This is a genomic window from Ligaoa zhengdingensis, from assembly GCF_014384885.1.
Classification (GTDB): Bacteria; Bacillota; Clostridia; order Oscillospirales; family Ruminococcaceae; genus Ligaoa; species Ligaoa zhengdingensis.
This window is the reverse complement of the sequence record NZ_JACRST010000004.1, coordinates 105,301-122,818: the sequence shown is the minus strand read 5'-3', so window position 1 is coordinate 122,818 and position 17,518 is coordinate 105,301. Positions and strand designations below refer to the sequence as shown.

20 protein-coding genes are annotated in these 17,518 nt (G+C 59.0%); 12 read left to right on the top strand and 8 right to left on the bottom strand.

The window, feature by feature from the left end; all coding sequences use genetic code 11:
• Positions 1 to 3: 3 nt before the first annotated feature.
• The 3 genes from murI to H8711_RS04820 form a co-directional block, all read right to left on the bottom strand.
• The gene (gene murI / locus H8711_RS04830) at positions 4 to 807 is read right to left on the bottom strand and encodes a glutamate racemase (RefSeq protein ID WP_249282410.1); all 804 of its coding nucleotides are present in this window, start codon (positions 805 to 807) and stop codon (positions 4 to 6) included.
• A 48-nt stretch (positions 808 to 855) separates the two neighbouring features.
• Positions 856 to 1,947 carry a D-alanine--D-alanine ligase family protein gene (locus H8711_RS04825; protein ID WP_249282409.1) on the bottom strand — a complete coding sequence of 364 codons (1,092 nt, stop codon included), beginning with the start codon at positions 1,945 to 1,947 and terminating at the stop codon, positions 856 to 858.
• Positions 1,948 to 2,021: 74 nt separating this feature from the next.
• On the bottom strand, positions 2,022 to 2,246 hold the full coding sequence (locus tag H8711_RS04820) for a hypothetical protein (protein ID WP_249282408.1): 225 nt from the start codon (positions 2,244 to 2,246) through the stop codon (positions 2,022 to 2,024).
• Between the two features lie 59 nt (positions 2,247 to 2,305).
• Between H8711_RS04820 and rpmG the strand changes: the two genes are divergently transcribed.
• The 7 genes from rpmG to H8711_RS04785 all read left to right on the top strand — a co-directional run bounded on the left by rpmG (position 2,306) and on the right by H8711_RS04785 (position 5,796).
• Positions 2,306 to 2,455, top strand: coding sequence for a 50S ribosomal protein L33 (gene rpmG / locus H8711_RS04815; RefSeq protein WP_249282407.1), 150 nt, complete (start codon positions 2,306 to 2,308; stop codon positions 2,453 to 2,455).
• Between the two features lie 21 nt (positions 2,456 to 2,476).
• Complete coding sequence (gene secE / locus H8711_RS04810; protein WP_249282406.1) at positions 2,477 to 2,707, top strand: preprotein translocase subunit SecE; 231 nt, start codon at positions 2,477 to 2,479, stop codon at positions 2,705 to 2,707.
• Between the two features lie 44 nt (positions 2,708 to 2,751).
• On the top strand, positions 2,752 to 3,273 hold the full coding sequence (gene nusG / locus H8711_RS04805) for a transcription termination/antitermination protein NusG (RefSeq protein ID WP_249282405.1): 522 nt from the start codon (positions 2,752 to 2,754) through the stop codon (positions 3,271 to 3,273).
• A 143-nt stretch (positions 3,274 to 3,416) separates the two neighbouring features.
• Positions 3,417 to 3,842, top strand: a complete 426-nt coding sequence (rplK, locus tag H8711_RS04800) for a 50S ribosomal protein L11 (protein WP_249282404.1) — start codon at positions 3,417 to 3,419, stop codon at positions 3,840 to 3,842.
• 59 nt (positions 3,843 to 3,901) lie between these two features.
• The gene (gene rplA / locus H8711_RS04795; RefSeq protein WP_249282403.1) at positions 3,902 to 4,597 is read left to right on the top strand and encodes a 50S ribosomal protein L1; all 696 of its coding nucleotides are present in this window, start codon (positions 3,902 to 3,904) and stop codon (positions 4,595 to 4,597) included.
• A gap of 600 nt (positions 4,598 to 5,197) precedes the next feature.
• Positions 5,198 to 5,359, top strand: a complete 162-nt coding sequence (locus H8711_RS04790) for a ribbon-helix-helix protein, CopG family (protein ID WP_249282402.1) — start codon at positions 5,198 to 5,200, stop codon at positions 5,357 to 5,359.
• Between the two features lie 140 nt (positions 5,360 to 5,499).
• Complete coding sequence (locus H8711_RS04785) at positions 5,500 to 5,796, top strand: hypothetical protein (protein WP_249282401.1); 297 nt, start codon at positions 5,500 to 5,502, stop codon at positions 5,794 to 5,796.
• A 20-nt stretch (positions 5,797 to 5,816) separates the two neighbouring features.
• Here the strand turns inward: H8711_RS04785 and H8711_RS04780 are convergent, their stop codons facing one another.
• The 3 genes from H8711_RS04780 to mtaB all read right to left on the bottom strand — a co-directional run bounded on the left by H8711_RS04780 (position 5,817) and on the right by mtaB (position 11,661).
• Positions 5,817 to 6,506 (bottom strand): 4Fe-4S double cluster binding domain-containing protein, encoded by a 690-nt coding sequence (locus H8711_RS04780; RefSeq protein ID WP_249282400.1) that lies wholly within the window; start codon positions 6,504 to 6,506, stop codon positions 5,817 to 5,819.
• 72 nt (positions 6,507 to 6,578) lie between these two features.
• The gene (locus H8711_RS04775) at positions 6,579 to 10,295 is read right to left on the bottom strand and encodes a phosphoribosylformylglycinamidine synthase (protein WP_249282399.1); all 3,717 of its coding nucleotides are present in this window, start codon (positions 10,293 to 10,295) and stop codon (positions 6,579 to 6,581) included.
• Positions 10,296 to 10,329: 34 nt separating this feature from the next.
• Positions 10,330 to 11,661, bottom strand: a complete 1,332-nt coding sequence (gene mtaB, locus H8711_RS04770) for a tRNA (N(6)-L-threonylcarbamoyladenosine(37)-C(2))-methylthiotransferase MtaB (protein WP_249282398.1) — start codon at positions 11,659 to 11,661, stop codon at positions 10,330 to 10,332.
• A 199-nt stretch (positions 11,662 to 11,860) separates the two neighbouring features.
• Here mtaB and H8711_RS04765 point away from each other — a divergent pair, with 199 nt between their 5' ends.
• The 5 genes from H8711_RS04765 to H8711_RS04745 all read left to right on the top strand — a co-directional run bounded on the left by H8711_RS04765 (position 11,861) and on the right by H8711_RS04745 (position 16,123).
• The gene (locus tag H8711_RS04765; RefSeq protein WP_249282397.1) at positions 11,861 to 12,091 is read left to right on the top strand and encodes an HPr family phosphocarrier protein; all 231 of its coding nucleotides are present in this window, start codon (positions 11,861 to 11,863) and stop codon (positions 12,089 to 12,091) included.
• A 160-nt stretch (positions 12,092 to 12,251) separates the two neighbouring features.
• Positions 12,252 to 13,442: a D-alanyl-D-alanine carboxypeptidase family protein gene (locus H8711_RS04760; RefSeq protein ID WP_249282396.1), complete on the top strand. Its 1,191-nt coding sequence runs from the start codon at positions 12,252 to 12,254 to the stop codon at positions 13,440 to 13,442.
• A gap of 142 nt (positions 13,443 to 13,584) precedes the next feature.
• Positions 13,585 to 14,922, top strand: coding sequence for a glucose-6-phosphate isomerase (locus H8711_RS04755; protein ID WP_249282395.1), 1,338 nt, complete (start codon positions 13,585 to 13,587; stop codon positions 14,920 to 14,922).
• Between the two features lie 67 nt (positions 14,923 to 14,989).
• The gene (locus tag H8711_RS04750; RefSeq protein WP_249282394.1) at positions 14,990 to 15,403 is read left to right on the top strand and encodes a type IV pilus twitching motility protein PilT; all 414 of its coding nucleotides are present in this window, start codon (positions 14,990 to 14,992) and stop codon (positions 15,401 to 15,403) included.
• A 414-nt stretch (positions 15,404 to 15,817) separates the two neighbouring features.
• Positions 15,818 to 16,123 carry a helix-turn-helix domain-containing protein gene (locus H8711_RS04745; protein WP_249282393.1) on the top strand — a complete coding sequence of 102 codons (306 nt, stop codon included), beginning with the start codon at positions 15,818 to 15,820 and terminating at the stop codon, positions 16,121 to 16,123.
• Here H8711_RS04745 and rplQ read toward each other — a convergent pair whose 3' ends face one another.
• Positions 16,124 to 16,465 (bottom strand): 50S ribosomal protein L17, encoded by a 342-nt coding sequence (gene rplQ, locus H8711_RS04740; protein ID WP_249282392.1) that lies wholly within the window; start codon positions 16,463 to 16,465, stop codon positions 16,124 to 16,126. It abuts the gene before it with no gap.
• Positions 16,466 to 16,514: 49 nt separating this feature from the next.
• Positions 16,515 to 17,480 (bottom strand): DNA-directed RNA polymerase subunit alpha, encoded by a 966-nt coding sequence (locus tag H8711_RS04735; protein ID WP_249282391.1) that lies wholly within the window; start codon positions 17,478 to 17,480, stop codon positions 16,515 to 16,517.
• Between the last annotated feature and the right edge of the window lie 38 nt (positions 17,481 to 17,518).

The window sequence follows — 17,518 nt, the reverse complement described above, 5'->3', positions numbered from 1 at the left end:
TCCTCACAGGGCAACCAATTTAACATTCTGTGTAATTTCGCATTTATAATACAATTTGGATAGATCGGTGAAGTCCTGCGGCAGATCGGTGACATACCAGACCGGCGGTTTCACCCCGCCGTCGTTCTGCATGTCGTTTTGCAGCAGGTAGCTCTGCACATAGCGCGCGGTCACAGCGGTGGCGTCGATGAGGGTGACGCGGTAGTCGAACACCTCCGAGATCGCGGCGAACAGCACCGAATAGTGGGCGCTGGCCAAAATCAGGGTGTCGATCCCCTCCGCCAGCATCGGCTCGAGGTAGCGCTGGATGGTCAGACGCACCAGCGGGTCATCCGCGCTGGTCACGCCGTTTTCCGCCAGGGCGAGCAGCAGCGGGCAGGCCCGGCCGACCACCCTCGCGTCGGTGCGGATGTTGCGGATCGCCTTGCCGAAGGCGGAGCTCCGAACCGCAGCGGTGGCGCCGATGACGCCGATGACACCGCTCGCGCTCATGGCGCAGGCCTCCTGCGCGCAGGGCAACAGGGTGGAGACCAGGGGGACGGACAGCTTTTTGACGCTCTGCTCGGGCAGCACGGCGCTCACCGTACCGCAGGCCGACACCAGCAGCTTGACATCCTGCTGTTGCAGGAAGCCCAGGCCGCGCATCGCGTTTTCGGTAATCAGCTCCCGGCTGTGCGCCCCATAAGGCGCGCGCGCGGTGTCCGCCAGGTAGACGATGCTCTCCCCCGGCATCAGCCGCTGCAATTCGCGCACGGTGGCCAAGCCCCCCGCTCCGGTATCAAATACGCCGATTGCCTTGCTGTTCATCTCAGACCAACCCCTTTATTTTTATCAATCTCTCCGCCCTTCTGTCATTTAAACTTCTGTTGATGTCTGTGCCATCCGCTCGATGGCGAGGGTAAATAACCTGTCGATCAGCTCGCTGTAGGGGACGCCGCTCGCCGCCATCAGCTTGGGATACATGCTGATCGATGTGAAACCCGGGATTGTGTTCGGCTCGTTGAGGACAATCCCCGTGCCGTCGCGCTTCACAAAGAAGTCGATGCGGGTGAGCCCCGAGCAGCCGAGCGCCCGGTAGGCCCTGGCTGCCGTCTCCCGGATGAGCGCGGCCGTCTCGTCGGGTATGCGCGCCGGGATGTGCAGCTCGGTCGCGTCGTTCTGGTATTTCGCTTCGTAGTCGTAAAACTCGTTGCAGGGCACGATCTCGCCCAGCACCGAGACAACCGGCTGGTCGTTGCCCAGCACAGCCGATTCCACTTCGCTGCCGTCGATGAACTCCTCGACCACCGCCTTGCAGTCGTGTTGGAAGGCGAGCGCCAAGGCGGCCCTCAGCTCGTCGGGGCCGTGCGCCTTGGAGATGCCCACCGACGACCCCGCGTTGGCGGGCTTGACGAACATCGGGTAACCCAACGCCCCGCGCAGCCTCCCCTCCAGAGCGGCAAAGTTCTCCTGTCGGAAGTCGCGCGTCAGTACCGTCTGCCACCGCGCCTGCGGGATGCCCGCTTCGGCCAGGATGGTGTGGGTGACCGCCTTGTCCATACAAACCGCACTGGAGAGCGGGCCGCACCCCACATAGGGGATTCCCGCCAGCTCGAACAGCCCCTGGATGGTGCCGTCCTCGCCGTTCTTGCCGTGCAGCACCGGAAACACCGCATCCAGCCGCACGATTTCGCAGCCGGATTCGTTTGGCACCACCAGCCCGTGGTGGCCGCGGTCCGGCGAGACGAAGGCGGGCTGCACATAGGAAGAATCCGCCCATCGATCCTGTTCAATCAGCTCCACCGGGCCGGTGTACCGCCGCCACCGCCCGTCGCGGGTGATCCCCACCATCGTGACGTCGTAGCGGTCGGCGGGGGTGTTGCGGATCACCGAGGCCGCCGACACCAGGGACACTTCATATTCACTGGAAACGCCGCCGAATAAAATGGCGACCGAACGTTTTTTCATGGCACATTCACAACCTTTGTCGTTCAAGTTTGGAAGCTCTTATTGAAATAAGGTATAGAATACGATATTCTATTCTACCACAGGAATATGCGTAAATCAAATGTTTCGCGGCTGAAAGCCGCATAGCAGCGAGATTTTTCCGAAATCTGACGCGGCATTCCCCTCGATTTACCAACGAATCGGCCGCCTGCTGCATATTCTTTGGCAAAAACGGCAAAATTCACAAAAGAAGGTTGACGGGTTGGCCCGCTTGTGCTAAACTGATAAGTACCTCTAAAAGGTTTATTTTTTTTGTTCACTTTTAAGCGTTTCCTTTACGAGGGAGGCAAAAAAATCCGTCAATTCAGGAGGTGCCGATATGAGGGTTAAGATTACCTTATCTTGCACGGAGTGCAAACATCGCAACTACAACACGATGAAAAACAAGAAGAATGATCCTGACCGGCTTGAGATGAACAAGTACTGCCGGTTCTGCAGGAAACACACTCTTCACAAGGAAACCAAATAAGGCGAAAGGAAGGATTTGAATATGGCAGAAGCTTCTAGTGAAAAAAAATCCAAGCCTGGTTTCTTTCAGAAAATAGCCAAATCGTTCCGGGATACGAGGGGCGAGGTCAAAAAGATCGTATGGCCGACCAAAAGCTCGATCATCAACAACACCATCGTTGTGATCGTCTGCTGCGTCATCATCGGTATTTTTATCTGGGGTCTCGACGCCCTGCTTTCCTGGTTGGTCCAGGTTCTCCTTAGAAACGCGTAAATCATTTTCCAAATGGATTTAACAGCGTGGAGGGATTTTTAAGAATGGCTGATAGCGCAAAGTGGTATGTCATCCACACCTATTCCGGCTATGAGAATAAGGTGGCTACCAATATTGAAAAGGTTGTCGAGAACAGGTCGCTGCACGACCTGATCACCGAGGTGCGCGTGCCCACGGAGACCGTCACCGAGATCAAAGACAACAAAAAGCGTGAAGTAGAGCGCAAAATCTTTCCTGGCTATGTGCTTGTAAAAATGGTTCTGACAGACGACAGTTGGTACGTGGTGCGCAACACGCGCGGCGTCACCGGTTTTGTCGGGCCGGCTTCCAAGCCTGTGCCCCTCACCGACGAAGAGGTGGAGGCGCTTGGTGTGGAAGTGAAGCAGATAGAGGTCAATTACGCGGTCGGCGACAGGGTCGAGATCGTGGATGGGCCGCTGGAGGGCTTTACCGGCGTGGTGGAGGAATTGGATTTGGACAAGAACAGGGTAAAAGTTGTTGTATCCATGTTTGGCCGCGAAACCCCCGTGGAGCTCGAACTTGACCAGGCGCAACGGGAAAATTAATCTTTTAGCAGGTTGCGGCGCAAAACGCCGCGGGTGCATGAGAAATGCACAACGTAGATTGCACCGGGCCGGTGCAGTCTGTGGGAGGAGCGGGTAGAGGTTCCGCTCCGCCATCCACCACGTAATCTATGGAGGTGCAAACAATGGCTCAAAAGGTAACAGGTTATATCAAGCTGCAGATACCTGCCGGTAAAGCAACCCCGGCGCCGCCGGTGGGCCCCGCGTTGGGTCAGCATGGCGTCAACATTATGTCTTTTACAAAGGAATTCAACGAGCGCACCAAGAATGACATCGGTATGATTATCCCGGTTGTCATCACCGTTTATGCGGACCGCTCCTTCACCTTTGTCACCAAAACCCCCCCGGCTGCAGTCCTCATCAAAAAGGAATGCAAGATCGAGAGCGGTTCCGGCGTCCCCAACAAGACGAAGGTCGCCACCATCACCAAAGAGCAGGTTCGTAAAATCGCTGAGATCAAGATGCCCGACCTCAACGCCGCCGATATCGAGGCCGCGATGAGCATGGTGGCCGGCACGTGCCGCAGCATGGGCGTTGTCGTAGAAGACTGATGTTCTCAGGTGGGAGGAAACCAATCCGGTAATACCACTTCTGAGGGAGGAGAACTAGTATGAAACATGGAAAAAAATATATCGACAGTGCAAAGCTGGTAGACCGCACCAAGCAGTATGAAGCTGCTGAGGCGCTCGAGCTCTGCATCAAAACCGCAAAGGCTAAGTTCGACGAAACCGTCGAAATGCACGTCCGCCTGGGCGTCGATTCCCGTCAGGCGGATCAGCAGGTCCGTGGCGCGGTCGTTCTGCCCAACGGTACCGGTAAGCATGTGCGCGTCGCTGTGTTCGCCAAGGGCGACAAGGCCGACGCCGCCACCGCCGCTGGCGCTGAGATCGTCGGCGCTGAGGATCTGATGGAGCGCATCCAGAAGGAAGGCTTCCTGGATTTCGACGTGGTCATCGCTACCCCGGATATGATGGGTATCGTCGGCCGCCTCGGTAAAATCCTCGGCCCCCGCAAGCTGATGCCCAACCCGAAGGCCGGCACCGTCACCCCGGACGTCGCGAAGGCGATCACCGAGGCGAAGGCCGGTAAGATCGAGTACCGCCTGGACAAGACCAACATCGTCCACTGCCCGATCGGCAAGGTGAGCTTTGGCGTTGACAAATTGCAGGAGAACTTTGACGCGCTGATGGGCGCTCTGCTGAAAGCAAAGCCCGCCGCCGCCAAGGGCCAGTATATCAAATCCTGCGCCGTGTCCCCCACCATGGGCCCCGGCATCAAGATCAACCCCGCGAAGTTCACCGTTTGATAAAAAACGGCGATCCCCCGATGCTTTCTGCATCGGGGGATTTTTTATTTATGCCCGACTTTTTATCAGCATTTCATTCATCCTGTTAAATGAAAGATTCGGCCGATATTTTTTCGGTTGTTTTTTGTTTTATACTTGACAAATAGGACTGACCTGTTTTATAATTTGGTCAGTCCTATTTCCGTCGGGAGGTGATCCACTGGAAACGGGCAAAAAGCGAGGCCCCAAGACGGATAATCCCAAGCTCTATAAGATCGGCGTCAAACTCGATTTGAAATCGAAACAGACTTTAGACGCCTATTGCGAGCAAAAAGCGGTATCAGTTGCCGAAGCGGTGAGACGTGGGATTTCTAAATTGGAACCAGACCTCAACCAAAAATGAAGGAAGCGGCGCACCACTCTCACAAGTACAACGCCGCTTCCCCAACCGCAACGCCTACAGACAATGCAGTGTAAATATTTTATCATACGCTGTGATAGCATGCAAGTGCTGCGGAAGGGTCTCTTTTTGCTATGAGATGCCTTGACTTTTGTAGTTACACTCGTTATGATTATTATGTCGCTACAAAAGGAGGTGAGTTTATCAGCGAACAAAAAAAGATGGGGCGGCCCACGGACAGCCCTAAGACCACGATGTTTCGGGTGCGGCTCGACGACGAATCGCTGGAAAAGCTGAACGAAGCGGCCGACGCCTTGAATATCAGCAAATCGGAAGTGGTTCGCAAGGGAATTGATTCCGTCCACCAAAGCCTCAAAAAATGAAGGAAGCGGCGCCCACTCTCACAAGTAAACCGCCGCTTCCCCAATCACCCGGCACCAAACAGATGCGGGAGCATAAATATTATACCATATGCCTCCGCTCCTTTCAACCGCCGGGTGTCCATTCAGAAAGGAGCTTTTCGATGATTATCCGACAACTCAGCCAACAACAGTACGACAGATTGGTCGCGTCCCTCATGGCCGGTGCGCACGCCGAGCCGCTCGACGCGGGCTACACGGTGCGCATCACCGTGAACGGCGCGGAGTACGCCGTCAAGCTACAGCCCGAGAACCGCAACCGGATGGCTGTGGTGCAGGCGCTGCGCGTCTTTCGCGACGGCGGTCGCCCCAACTTCCAGCTCATCACATGCGGCGGCCTGCTCTCCGCCTTTCTGGAAATTCTCATCAGCCAGGGGGTGGGCGACTGCCGCGGGCTGTAGTCCCGCCGCGCATCCCACCTTTATTTTTGCCGCTCGCCGGCCGGGCATACCCGCATACAGACGCCGCACACCGCGCCCCGCCCGATGTGTTGGTAGGCCCGCTTCATGTGCTCGCTGCATCCGGCCGGGTCGAACAGCTCGGCGCGATCGACGCCCGGCCGCCAGTCCGCGCCGGTGATGGCGTGCGCGAGGCAGGCCCTGACGCAGCGCCCGCAGGCCGCGCAGGGCGAGGCCATCGGCTCGCGTGGCTCGGGCTCAAACGGGCAGTCGGTGAACAGGGTGGCCAGCCGCACGCGCGGCCCCCACTCGCGGTGCAAAAACAGCGAGCTGCGCCCCACGCAGCCGAGCCCCGCGAGGCAGGCCGCCTTCTTGTGGGAAAAGCGGCCCTCGTAGTTCCAGCCGTCGCGGTTGATCGACTGGGACGCGGCCACCGTGAGATACCGGTACCCCCGCCGCTCTAAAAAGATTCCCGCCCGCAGCAGCATCTGGTCGAGAAACGCGTTAACCGTGCGGTAGTGGTTGAAGTAGGTGTGAGTGGGCGCATCGGTGATCTCGTCCACAATCGCGTCGGACAGCCGCGCCACCAGGCTGACCGCATAGTGCAGCTCGCGCGGCAGGTCGCGCAGCTCCTCTGGCGGCACCGTGCAGAATCCCACGTCGCTCACCCCCTGCTCCAGCAGGTGGGCGCGCAGCTCGTCCTGAATGCGCATGGCGAAGCTCCCCTTTCTCTCAAAAATACAAACGCGCGGCCGGGTAACGCCTCAGCCGCGCGCTTTCTATTGTCAGCCTCTAAAATAATCCACCGCGCCGCGGAACATGCCGTTGTCCTTTTCGCCGGGCACGTTCTGGTACACGCCGCCGCTGATGCGCTCGGAGTGCGCCATCTTGCCGAACACACGGCCATCGGGCGAGGTGATGCCCTCGATCGCATCGACCGATCCATTGGGATTGAAGCGGATATCCATGGTAGGCGCTCCGTCCAGATCGACGTACTGGGTTGCAATCTGGCCGTTCTTCGCCATCTGTGCGATCGTCTCGGCGCTGGCCACAAACCGGCCTTCGCCGTGGGAAATCGCGGTGGTGTGGATGTCGCCCACCGCGCTGTGCATCAGCCAAGGGGACTTGTTGGACGCCACGCGGGTGCGCACCAGCATGCTCTGGTGACGGCCGATCGTGTTGAAGGTGAGCGTCGGGCTGTCCGACTCGGCGTCCACGATGTCGCCGTAGGGCACCAGGCCCAACTTGACCAGCGCCTGGAACCCGTTGCAGATGCCGCACATCAGGCCGTCTCGGTTGCCCAGCAGCTCGCGCACCTGTTCTGCCACGCGCGGGTTGCGGAAAAACGCGGTGATGAACTTGCCCGAGCCGTCCGGCTCGTCGCCGCCCGAGAAGCCGCCCGGGATCATGATGATGTTGGCGCGCTTCGCGGCCTCGGCAAAGGCGGTCACGCTCTCCTCAATCTCTCGGGAGGTGAGGTTGCGGATGACGAACACCTCCGCTTCCGCCCCGGCCCGCTCGTAGGCGCGGGCGGTGTCGTATTCGCAGTTGGTGCCCGGGAACACCGGGATGAGCACGCGGGGCTTGGCCACCCGGATGGCGGGCGCCCTGTGGTCGATGGCCGCATGGTTGTAGACCGGCGCCGCGATCTTCGGGGTAGGCAGGTTGCAGGGGAACACCGGCTCCAGCTTCTGCTCCCAGGCCCTTTGCAGCTCGGCCAAGTCGATGGCCTTGCCGTCGAGCCACACGGTATAATCCTCCGTGGTGACGCCCAGCAGGTGCGCGTCGGAGAGGTGCGCGTCGGTCTCGATCACGAACGCGCCGTAGCAGGGGTCGTACAAATCCTGCTCCATCGCGCCCGACAGGTCCGCGCCGATGCGGTTGCCCAGCGCCATCTTGAAGATGCCCTCGGCCGCGCCGGCCGCGCCGCACGCCCAGGCGGACAGCACCTTGCCGCCGCGGATGAGGCCCTCCACCCGGTCGAACACCGCGCGCACGCTCCCGAAGTCGGGCATGCCGTTTTCGTCGTACTCGGGTGCGATATAGTACAGGCGGCTGCCCGCCTTTTTGAACTCGTTGCTCACGACGTCGTCCAGGTGGCCTGCGGACACCGCGAACGAGACCAGCGTGGGGGGCACGTCCAGGTGCTCAAAGGTGCCGGACATCGAATCCTTGCCGCCGATGGCAGCGCAGCGCAGCTCGAGCTGCGCCTTCAGCGCGCCCAGCAGGGCGGAAAACGGCTTGCCCCAGCGCTCGGGGTCGCTGCCGGTGCGTCCGAAGTATTCCTGGAAGGTCAGCCAGCACTTGTGCCAGCTGCCGCCCGCCGCAATCACCTTGGCGACCGATTCCACCACCGCGCAGGCCGCGCCGTGGTAGGGGCTCTTTTCGGAGAGGTAGGGGTTGTAGCCCCAGGCCATGAACGAACAGGAGGTGGTCTCGCCCGAGAGCACCGGGAGCTTGGCCACCATCGCCTGGGTGGGGGTGAGCTGGCAGCGTCCGCCGAACGGCATCAGCACGGTGCCCGCGCCGATGGTCGAGTCGAACCGCTCCACCAACCCTTTCTGGCTGACCACGTTGAGGTCGTTCACCAGCGCGACAAAGCGCTCGGCCCCGGTCTTGCCGTCGCCGGGCAGCGCCGCCCCCTTGGGGCTCAGGTCGCCGATCTTCACATCGGCGTATTTGACCGCGCCGTTCGAGTTGAGGAACGCGCGGGAGATATCGACGATCGTGTTGCCGTTCCAGCTCATGCGCAGGCGGGGCTCCGCGGTGACCTCAGCCACCGCGACCGCGTCGAGGTTCTCGCGCCGCGCGCCCGCGATGAAGGCGTCCACATCCTGGGGGGCCACCACCACAGCCATGCGCTCCTGCGATTCGCTGATCGCCAGCTCGGTGCCATCCAGGCCGTCGTACTTCTTGGGCACCGCGTCCAGATTGATGCGCAGGCCGTCGGCCAGCTCGCCCACCGCCACCGACACGCCGCCCGCGCCGAAGTCGTTGCAGCGCTTAATCATGCGGGTGATCGCGGGGTCGCGGAACAGGCGCTGGAGCTTGCGCTCCTCGGGCGGATTGCCCTTCTGCACCTCCGCGCCGCAGGTCTCGAGCGAATCGAGGGTGTGGGTCTTGGAGGAGCCGGTCGCGCCGCCGCAGCCGTCCCGGCCGGTCTTGCCGCCCAGCAGGATGACCACATCGCCCGGGATGGGGGCCTCGCGGCGCACGTTGGCGGCCGGGGCCGCGCCGATCACCGCGCCGATCTCCATGCGCTTGGCGGCGTAGCCGGGGTGATAGATCTCCGCGACATGGCCGGTGGCCAGGCCGATCTGGTTGCCGTAGCTGCTGTAGCCCGCCGCCGCCGTGGTGGTGAGCTTGCGCTGGGGGAGCTTACCCTGCATGGTCTGTTCGATCGGCACGGTCGGGTCGGCCGCGCCGGTGACGCGCATCGCCTGGTAAACGTAGCTGCGCCCCGAAAGCGGGTCGCGGATGGCGCCGCCCAGGCAGGTGGCCGCTCCGCCGAACGGCTCGATCTCGGTGGGGTGGTTGTGGGTCTCGTTTTTAAACATCAGCAGCCAGGGTTCCTCTTTGCCGTCCACATCCACGTCGATGCGCACCGAGCAGGCGTTGATCTCCTCGGATTCGTCGAGGTCGCGCAGATACCCCTCCCGCTTGAGGGCCTTGGCCCCGATCACCGCGAGGTCCATCAGGGTGACGGGCTTTTCCTTGCCCGCGTAGAGGGTTTCGCGGCACTTGAGGTAGCGCTCGAAGGTCGCGCGGATCTCGTCCGACGCGATCTCGATGTTTTGCAGGTTGGTCGAGAAGGTTGTGTGGCGGCAGTGATCCGACCAGTAGGTGTCGATCATGCGGATTTCGGTGATAGTCGGGTCGCGCCCTTCTTCATTACGGAAGTAACCCTGCAAAAACTTGATGTCGTCCAGGTCCATCGCCAGGCCATACTCCCTTAAAAACGCGGCCAGGCCCGCCTCGTTCAGCGCGGTGAACCCGTCGAGGATTTTGACCGTGGTGGGGATTTCATAGGAGGTCTCGAGGGTGTCCACCGCGGCGAGCGACGCCTCGCGGCTTTCCACCGGGTTGATGACAAACCCTTTGATGCGGGCGAACTCCTCGTCGCTGATCGAGCCCAGCAAAACAAACACCCGGGCAGTCCGCACGAGCGGCCGCTCCCCCTGCGTCATGATCTGGATACACTGGGAGCAGGAATCGGCGCGCTGGTCGAACTGGCCGGGCAGGTACTCCACGGCAAAGATGCGGCTGGGCGCCCCGATAGTGGGAAGCTCCTCGCTGCAAAGATCCACCTGCGGCTCGCTGAAGATGGTGTTTTTGGCGCGCTCAAACTGCTCGTGCTCCAGGCCCTGGACGTCGTAACGGTTCCACAGGCGCACCCCGGCGACCCCATCGATCCCCAGCACCGTGCGGATGTCCGCGAGCGTCGCGCCTGCCTCCACGGCAAACTCGCTCTTTTTCTCCACATAAACTCGATAAACAGACATGGCAACCTCCCGTATGTTTCTCTCTCACTGTATTTTAATCCGAAAAAATTTCGGGGTTTCCCTGATTGGGCGCCAACCGGCCGAGGCAGCAGTCCTCCCCCACGCCGACAATCTCCACCGCGAACACGCGGCCCGAGAGCTCCCCGCCCGCGCCGGGCACCCGCACCGGAGCGTAGTTTTTGGTATAGCCCTCGACCCCGCCCTGCGCTGCGGCCGACTCAAACAGCACCGCCTCGGTGCGGCCCACCTGGGCCTGCAAAAACGCCCGCCGCGCGGGCTCCACCGCCTGGGCGAGCTCGGCTACCCGCTCGCTTTTCACCGCGCGGGGGATCTGACCGGGCAGCTTGGCCGCGCGCGTGCCCTCCCGCTTGGAATAGGGGAAAACGTGCACCTTGGCAAAGCCGATTTCCCGGGCAAACGCCAGGCTCTGGGCGAACTCCTCCGGGGTCTCGCCCGGAAAGCCCACGATGATATCGGTGGTGATGGCGGGGTTGTCGAACGCGGCGCGCAGCTTGTCCACAATCGCGCGGTACTCCGCCGCCGTGTAGTGGCGGTTCATGCGGCGCAGGGTGTTGTCGCACCCGCTTTGCAGCGACAGGTGGAACTGCGGGCAAAACTTGGGTTGCGCCGCCATGCGCGCGATGTCCTCCTCGGTGAGCAGCTCGGGCTCCAGCGAGCCCAGCCGCACCCGTTCGATGCCCGGCACCGCGCAGGCCAGCTCGATCGCGTCGATCAGGCGGGGGGTGTAGCCGGTCTCCTTGCCGTAAAACGGCAGGTTGATGCCCACCAGCACCGCCTCGCGGTAACCCGCCGCGGCCAGGCCCTCCAGCTCCTCGCGCAGCTCCTCCAGCGGCTTGCTGCGCACCGGCCCGCGCGCCGTGGGGATGATGCAGTAGGAGCAGTAGCGGTCGCAGCCGTCCTGGATTTTGACGAACGCGCGGGTGCGCCCCAAAAAGCGGCCGGCCTTCATGCGCTCGAACTCCTCGCCGCGCTCGTGCGGGGTGATCTCAATGACCCGCCGGCCGGTCGCAAAATATTTCTCTACAGCGCAAAGCAGGCTCCCACGGTTCCGGGAGCCTGTGATCACATCCGCCTCTGGGATTTGTTCGGCGATGTCTGGAAACGCCTGTGGAAAACAGCCGGTGAGCGCCGCCACGCCCGAAGGGTTCGCGCGCTTAAACCGGCGCAGGGCCTGCCGCGTCTTGCGGTCGCCCTCGGCTGTGACTGTGCAGGAGTTGACCACCAGCAGGTCGGCCGGGGAATCGGGCGACACAATATCGAACCCGTTGTCGAAAAAAAGCTGCTCGAGAATCTGCGTTTCGTACTGGTTTACCTTGCAGCCGAGCGTATAAAAAGCGGCTCTCATGCCTCGCCTCCATGCCCTGTTTTTGTTCGCTGTTTTTCGCGCAAAAGCTGTACAAAAAAGCGATCTTTACAGGGTTTATTATAATAAAAAACGGCGATAATAGCAATTAGCAGTTGACTTAAAAACCCCCGGCTGATATAGTGTATTTATGGTAATTATCCTAATAAATCATACATAGAAAAAAAGGAGGATTGCTGTTATGAAAGAATTGACCATTCTTCTGAACACGATCAACGACGTCAAGGTATTTGTAAACACGGTCAGCAAGTATGATTTTGATGTGGATTTGATTTCCGGCCGTTATGCCATTGATGCGAAATCCATCATGGGTATTTTCAGCCTGGATCTCTCCAAGCCGCTGAAGATGCAGGTATACAGCGACAACTGCGATGCGTTCCTGGAGGAAATCAAGCCCTTCCTTGTCAAATAATTGAACCACCATACAACATAGCTGGGCGGCATTCTCACATGCTGTCCAGCTATCCTGCATAAAAGCACATTTTTTCCTGTCCCGCGCGCATACACTGATAGCAACAACGTGCGGCCGCGCCCCGCCTTCGGGGCCGCCGGAGGGATAGGAGTTGGCTTTTATGACGAACTGGAAAAAACAGACGGCGGCATGGGTTTTGGCGATTGGCTTGTGCGTTTCCGGCGCCCTGCCCGCGTTCGCCGCCGGCGAGGAGGCGGCCCTGGATACCGACGCCGCAGCCGCGCCGCTGGCGCTCAATGTGAAATCGGCGATCCTGCTGGAACAGACCACCGGGCAGGTGCTCTATGAGGACAACGCGGATGAGCGGATGCCGCCCGCCTCGATCACCAAGGTAATGACCCTCCTGCTGGTGATGGAGGCGCTGGATTCGGGCAAGCTAAAGATGGAGGACATGATCTCCTGCTCGGAGCACGCGTCCACCATGGGCGGCAGCCAAATCTGGCTGGAACCAGGCGAGCAGATGAGCGTCCACGACCTGCTCAAGGCGACGGCGATCTCCTCGGCCAACGACGCGGCGGTGCTGCTGGGCGAGGCGGTTGCGGGCAGCGAAGAGGGGTTTGTGGCGCTGATGAACCAGCGCGCGCAGGAGCTGGGCATGGAGAACACCACCTTTATCAACGCCTGCGGTTTGGACGCGGCCGGCCACGAGACCACCGCGCGCGACATCGCAATCATGTCCTGCGAGCTGCTGAGGCACCCCAAGATCAAGGAATATTCCACCGTGTGGATGGACTCGCTGCGCGACGGCGCGACCCAGCTGGTGAACACCAACAAGCTGGTGCGCTTCTATGACGGCGCAACCGGCCTCAAGACCGGCACGACCAACGGCGCGGGGAGCTGTCTCTCCGCCTCTGCGGAGCGGAACGGGCTCTCCCTGGTGGCGGTGGTGCTGGGCGCGCCCACCAGCGACGACCGGTTTGCCGGTGCGCGCAAGCTGCTGGATTACGGCTTCGCCAACTACGCGATGGCAACCCCGCCCAGCGTGGCGGATCAGCTCACACCGGTCAAGGTGATCGGCGGCGTGGTCCCCGAGGTCGCGGTGGAGTGCGATCCGCCAAGCAACATCGTGGTAAAGCAGGGGGATCAACAGCGGCTGGAACAGCGCATCAGCTTGGTGCCGGATGTGCAGGCCCCGGTGGAGAAGGGCCAGATTTTGGGCAAGGTGCTCATCTCGCTCGACTCGCAGCCCATCTCGGAATACCCCCTGAAGGCCGCGGAGGCGGTGCAAAAGATGACCTTTGGAAACGGCATGAAAATCCTGTTTTCCCGCCTGATTACCTTTGAGGAATGAGCCGGGCGTGCCATGTGTATACTGTGAAGAAATTGGGAACGATTTGTGAAAACTGCATAAATGGTTAAGATTCTCATGTGAAATACTTGAAAATAATGCTGATATATTGTAAAATAGGAGCATAGAAATTGGAGGAATTCAAATGTCCATGAAACTCAACGCAAATTATGTCAAAGACTTTCTGACCGACGCAGAACTGGAAGCGATCTACCCCGAAGTGAAGGCCGCGCACAACACCCTGCACAGCGGCTCGGGCCGGGGCAACGACTTCCTGGGCTGGCTGCATCTTCCCACCGAGTACGACAAGGAGGAGTTCACCCGCATCCAGGCCGCTGCGGAAAAGATTAAGAAGGACAGCGACATCCTGATCGTCATCGGCATTGGCGGAAGCTACCTCGGCGCGCGCGCCGCGATCGAGCTGCTTCGTTCCCCGTTCTATAACAACCTCAAAAAGGATACCCCGGAAATCTTCTTTGCGGGCAACAACATCAACCCCACCTATCTGAACGAGATCCTCTCGATCTGCGAGGGCAAGGAGATTTCCATCAATGTGATTTCAAAATCCGGCACCACCACCGAGCCCGCGCTGGCGTTCCGCGTATTCCGCGAGCTGCTGGAGAAAAAATACGGCGTGGACGGCGCGCGCGGCCGCATCTATTGCACCACCGACAAGGCGCGCGGCACTCTCAAGGAGCTGTGCAACGAGCAGGGCTATGAGACGTTCGTCATCCCCGACGACGTGGGCGGCCGTTACTCGGTGCTCACCGCTGTGGGCCTGCTGCCGATCGCGGTGGCCGGCATCGATATCGGCGAGATCATGAAGGGCGCAGCCGCTGCGGAAAAGGAGCTGGACAACGACGACATCGCATCCAACGACTGCTACCGCTATGCGGCGATCCGCAACTGCCTGTACCGCAAGGGCAAGCGCGTCGAGATGCTGGTGAGCTACGAGCCCGCTTTCACCATGATGGCGGAGTGGTTCAAGCAGTTGTTCGGCGAGAGCGAGGGCAAGGAAAACAAGGGCCTGTTCCCCGCCGCCGCGACCTTCTCCACCGACCTGCACTCGATGGGCCAGTACATCCAGGAGGGTGAGCGCATCCTGCTGGAGACTGTGGTGGACATCAAAAAACCCAAGACCGACCTGTACCTCGAGAAGGACGCTGTCAACGCGGACGGCCTCAACTTCCTAGCGGAGCAGAATATGTCGGTGGTCAATCGCAAGGCGCTGGAGGGCACCATCCTGGCGCATACCGAAGGCGGCGTGCCCAACCTGGTGTTGGAGGTCCCCGAGATCAACGAATATGAGTTTGGCTACATGGTCTATTTCTTTGAAAAGGCCTGCGCCATCTCGGGCTACACCCTGGGCGTCAACCCGTTCGACCAGCCCGGCGTGGAAAGCTACAAAAAGAATATGTTCGCTCTGTTGGGCAAGCCCGGCTATGAGGACATGAAAGCCGCTTTGGAGGCCAAACTGCACTGAGACCAAAAGACGTGCAAAATTCGCCAAGGGCGATTTCAAAATATACCAAACTTGGGAGGAATGAAACATGATAAAACTTATCGTGGGAAACAAAGGCTCCGGAAAAACCAAGACCCTCATCGACATGATCAACGCTGCCGTTAAAACAACTGCGGGCAACATCGTATGCGTTGAAAAAGGCCTCAAAATGACTTACGATATTGACCATGCGGTCCGCCTGATCGACATCGAAGAGTATAAGGTGGAAGGCTACGACGCGTTTTACGGTTTCCTCGCCGGTATCTTCGCTGGCAACTACGACATTTCTGAGATCTTCGTGGACGGCACCCTGAAGATCGGCGGCCGCAATTATGACGAGTTCGCCGCGTTTATCGAGCGCCTGCAGGTGTTGCTCGACGTCAGCAAGGCTGAGGTCACCTTCACGGTTTCCTGCGATGTTTCTGAACTCCCCGAGAACGTCAAAAAGTATATCGTGGATTAACTTTAAAAAGGCAGGCGCCCGGATGCGAAAGCATTCGGGCGCTTTTGTTTTGGCCATAAGCGCATATGGACAAAGCAATTTTGCGCACTACCGTGCGCATGTTCGCACCTGACTTTGCAGCTACGGGCAGCGAGCCCAACGCCTTAGCAAGTGTTTTCTTCGGCAACGCCCCCGGGTGCATACCCGGCACTTCGCTCCCACAAACCATTGCCCCTACGGGGTGCCCTCGGGCGACTCCCGCATGGCGCGCAGACCTTGCACCACTTGATTTTCGGCTCCGGGTCGGGCAAGCGCAACCCTCACCACCCGGCGAACTGCCTAAAACCATCATCCTTAAAAATTTTTAATTCGGAGCGAATTAAAATTCAATATGGCACCTCCAAATAAATTATAATACATCCGGAGGTGATCTTAGTGGCATATCCAAATGTAAAAAACTGCGGGGAAACCTGTCCCTTTTATCCAAGAATCGGCGAGCTGCGCTGGGAGCACCACCTATCCTGCGCGGAAGTGGCGCGCCGCACCGGCGTGTCCCCTCACACCTATCGGAACTATGAGCTGGGCCGTGTTCCCATTAGAGCAAAGTTTGTCATCCGGCTGGCCTACTTTTACAATGTCAGCATAGACTACATCGTGGAGCTCATCGATCAACGGGAACCTCACCAACGAAAAAAGCAGGATGCTGTTTCAAGCATCCTGCTTTTTTATTGTAACCAATGATTAGATCAGCTCAATAATTGCCATCTCAGCAGCGTCACCGCGGCGGGGGCCGATCTTGACGATGCGGGTATAACCGCCGTTTCTCTCCTTATACTTGGGGGAGAGCTCGTCAATCACCTTTTTCGCAACGGTTTCCTTTGTGACAAAGGAATAGATCTGACGCTTGGAGTGGAGATTGTCTTGTTTGCCTATTGTAATCATTTTCTCGGCCATAGCACGAACTTCTTTGGCCCGGGTGACGGTGGTCTCGATCTTTCCGTTCTCGAAGAGATAGGTCACCATCGCACGGAGCATGGCTTTTCTGTGGTCAGAGCTTCTACCGAGTTTTCTGGTACCTGGCATCGAAATTCACTCCTTTACCGGTTTATGCAGTCATAAACAAAGTAAGATTTTATTCGTCCTCTTTGTTGAGGTTAAAGCCCAGCGATTTCAGCTTGGCAATGACCTCCTCCAGAGATTTTTTGCCGAGGTTGCGAACTTTCATCATCTCGTCCTCGGACTTGTTGATCAGGTCTTCCACTGTGTTGATGCCTGCCCGTTTCAGACAATTGAACGAACGGACAGACAGGTCAAGCTCTTCAATGGTCATCTCAAGGACCTTTTCCTTGCCGTTATCATCTTTTTCCACCATGATCTCGGTGTGATAAGCCTCGTCGGAAAGGTCAACGAACAGGTTGAGATGCTCGTTGAGGACCTTGGCCCCCAGGGATACGGCTTCTTTGGCGGAGATGGTTCCGTCTGTCCATACCTCGAGGGTTAACTTGTCGTAGTCAGTGATCTGCTCAACACGGGTGTTCTCGACAGTGTAGTTTACCTTCAGCACCGGTGTATAAATGCTATCCACCGGAATGACGCCTAATGTTTGCTGTGCGGTTGGCGCCTGCATCATCTGCTTGTTCCGCTCCGCGGGCACATAGCCGCGGCCGCGGTCCAAGGTGATCTCCATATACAGCTTGGCGCCAGCTCCCAATGTGGCAATGTGCATACCAGGGTCGAGGATTTCAACCTCCGCGTCCTCAGTAATCGAATCGGCGGTGACCTCACATTCGCCGGTCGCGTCGATCACAACGGTTTTGGGGCCGTCGCAATACAGCTTGGCGGTGAGGCCCTTGATGTTCAGGATAATCTCAGTGACATCCTCTTTCACACCGGGAATGGTTGAAAACTCATGTTGTACGCCGTCAATCTTAACCGATGTGACAGCAACACCAGGAAGCGAGGAGAGTAGCACACGTCTTAGGCTGTTACCTAATGTTGTACCAAAGCCGCGCTCGAGAGGCTCCACGACAAATCTGCCGTAGGTTCCGTCGGATTTGATCTCCGCTGTCTCAATTCTCGGCTTCTCAATCTCTATCATAAAAACCCTCCTTAAATGGCCGGCCTGATTAGGGCCTG